The organism is Mesorhizobium sp., from assembly GCF_005063415.1.
Lineage (GTDB): Bacteria > Pseudomonadota > Alphaproteobacteria > Rhizobiales > Rhizobiaceae > Mesorhizobium.
The window spans coordinates 1-2,603 of sequence record NZ_SUEG01000288.1; the positions used below are offsets into that span (position 1 = coordinate 1).

Below are 2,603 nucleotides of genomic sequence, written 5' to 3' on the forward strand. Positions count from 1 at the left end.
ACCCACTGTGGCACTCAGATGCCGGGAGCGGGAGCCATCCACCTCATCTGCTTTCAGGACGCGGCGAAGCTGATCTCTATGACCGAAATGAGGCGCAAAGCAGCCATTCAGGATTCGGTGTGCGAAGGTCAACGTCGGGCTCGTATCCAAACGTTGGCTCTCCCCCGCCCTACCCTTCGCCCGACAGATCGCGCCGCGCCTTGTCGAGTTCTTCGGCATAGCGGCGCATCAGATGACCTTCGGTCAACAGCCCGACGTCCTTGCGATCGGTGAAATCCTCGACCACCGCGAATCCCCTCGGCGCCGGCACTGGAAGGTCTCTGCCGCCGATTGCACGTTGGGCACCAGCAGCGCTTCGTTCAAATTGGCGAACGACAGCACCGCCGATTGCGCCAAAGTGCCTCCGGCTAATAAGGGCTATGTCTTGACTGACCTACTAACGAACCCTGCCGAATGCGATCTTCGGCAAGTCGATGCTCTTTCGGTACATGCCGCTATCGCGAAAGGACGCGAATCCGGCTCTGGAACTCCCCACGATCGACATAGCATCCGCGCAGATGTCGCCGCCCCGTATTCGGGTTGAACGATTGGCGGCCATGCAACACCCGGCGATTGTCGAAGACCGCCATTTCGCCGGCCTTCAGGCGGTAGGCTATGTGGAAACGCGGCCCGCGGATCATCATCATCAGCTTGCGATAAGCCCCATAAAAGGGCGCGCATAGGTCGGAGGGAAGGTCGATGACATCGACAAGATGGGCGTTGAACCGCAGCTCCGTCACTTCCCCGTTGCCTCGAGTTACAATCACGGGAAACCTGCCCCGCAAATCATAGTTTTCATCGTGAAAACGATAGGGGATCTCGACCTCGCACAACAGGCGGTAGGCTTCCGGATCTTCCGCCTGTAGCGCGGCGACGACCGCAAACCCGTCGGCAAAGATCGATCCACCACCATCAGCGTCGTTGGCGATACAATGCAGGAACTGGTAGCCGGGCGGCACCTCCTGGTTGGCGAGATCGGTGTGTAGCGGCAAGGCGACCGGCGTATAGGCCAGATTGTTCGGGTTCGGCATCGACACGACTTCGAACATCGTGCCGAAATTTGTCTGGCGCAGAAAACCAATCCGCTCGGCCGCACGCCGCCCCGCGTCGGGATCATCGTCAAGCCCATCGACGATGGAGAGCCCGTATGCCGCCGTTGCCTTCAGCCAGGCGAGCAGATCGGCATCGCTTTGCAAGATGTCTCCGGCGGCGTGACGCGGTATGGTTTCAAGATCCACCGAGGCGTCCCAGAGTTTCGGAGCGATGTCGGCCGGATCGTCCCGCTTTCTGCCGGGACGGTAGGACTCAAAGAACTGGCTCGGGAATTCCTCCTCAGCCTGGTCGTTCTGCCAGACAATGCCCACAGCGCTGCCCCTGTCCCGCACGCTGATGGGTCTAAGCGAGGGGTCTACGCTGGTCAGGTCGAAAGTTCGTTCTTCGGTCTGCGGGTGAAACGCCGATGGCGCATTGTCCTTTAGCCAAAGCCAGGGGTAGGAGACTGTTTCGCCCGACACGAAAGTCACGGCAAGCGCGGTCTCCCGGGCCTCCATGGAAAGCAGGGTATTCATGATGATGTCTCTCTGAACACAGAATTTGATTTTCAGCTTGGATCAGGCCCGCAGGCCATCAACCCAACGGTGGTGGCCACCACAAGCTCGGCTTCCCATAGCGATGGGATCCGGGATTTCTGTTCGGTTCGTCGAGCACGCCTTCTCCAGGCGGAATGGCTCCAGATGAAATCTGGTTCAAAGCCACCGCGATGGTAGCGATCATTCGCCGGCGGTGTCCAGCTAAATGCAGCGGGATCGCCATCCCCTCTCGGCTACCCCTCGCCCGACAGATCGCGCCGCGCCTTGTCGAGTTCTTCGGCATAGCGCCGCATCAGATGGCCTTCGGTCAGCAAACCGACCACCTTGCGGTCGGTGAAATCCTCGACCACCGCCAATTCCTCGGCGCCGGCGCGCTGGAAGGTCTCGGCCGCCGATTGCACGTTCATGCTCGGCACTAGCACCGCATCCCTGAATTTGGCGAAGGACTTAACCGGCATCTCGTCATCCGACAAATCGCTGTGCAATTCGGCGACGATCAGCACGCCGGCATAATGCAGGTCGGCGTCGACCGCGATGACGCGCTGCGAGGCACCGAGCGGCACCTGCTTGCGGAATTCCGCAAGCGTCGTCGAGGCGTCGATGGTGCGGACATCCTTTCGCATCATCGAGCCGACAGTCAGGCTGCGCATCCAGCCGACGTCATGCGCGCTGCGGATGGTTTCGCCGCGCAGGTGGAAGCGCCATGTCGAGAAGGAATAGCCGAACGTTTCGCGCACCAGGATCGCCGCCATGAGCGAGGCGGCCAGCACCACGCCGGTCAGCGTCAGGTCGCGGGTCGATTCCAGCGCCAGGAAGGTCATCGTCAACGGGCCGCCGACGACGCCGACGGCGAGCGAGGTCATGCCGACGACGGCGGCGACGGCTGGGTCGATGCCGGTCGCCGGCGAGACGAACGCCATCGCGCCGGCAAACATCTTGCCGAGCAATGCGCCGAGGAACAGCGAGGCAAAGAAC

General features: G+C 61.3%; 3 protein-coding genes. All 3 read right to left on the reverse strand.

What is annotated here, in order from left to right; translation table 11 throughout:
* Positions 1-169: 169 nt before the first annotated feature.
* A complete protein-coding gene (locus E5W70_RS31815; protein WP_292665242.1) occupies positions 170-310 on the reverse strand; it encodes a hypothetical protein in 141 nt (46 codons plus the stop codon).
* Between the two features lie 184 nt (positions 311-494).
* Positions 495-1,607: a TauD/TfdA family dioxygenase gene (locus E5W70_RS31820; protein ID WP_292665244.1), complete on the reverse strand. Its 1,113-nt coding sequence runs from the start codon at positions 1,605-1,607 to the stop codon at positions 495-497.
* Between the two features lie 254 nt (positions 1,608-1,861).
* The coding region (locus E5W70_RS31825) for a chloride channel protein (RefSeq protein WP_292665246.1) at positions 1,862-2,603 on the reverse strand (742 nt) is incomplete at its 5' end.

Excerpts from the sequence above, each read along its gene's own strand:
- E5W70_RS31820 (WP_292665244.1), bottom strand. The coding sequence starts at position 1,607 with ATGAATACCCTGCTTTCCATGGAGGCCCGGGAGACCGCGCTTGCCGTG.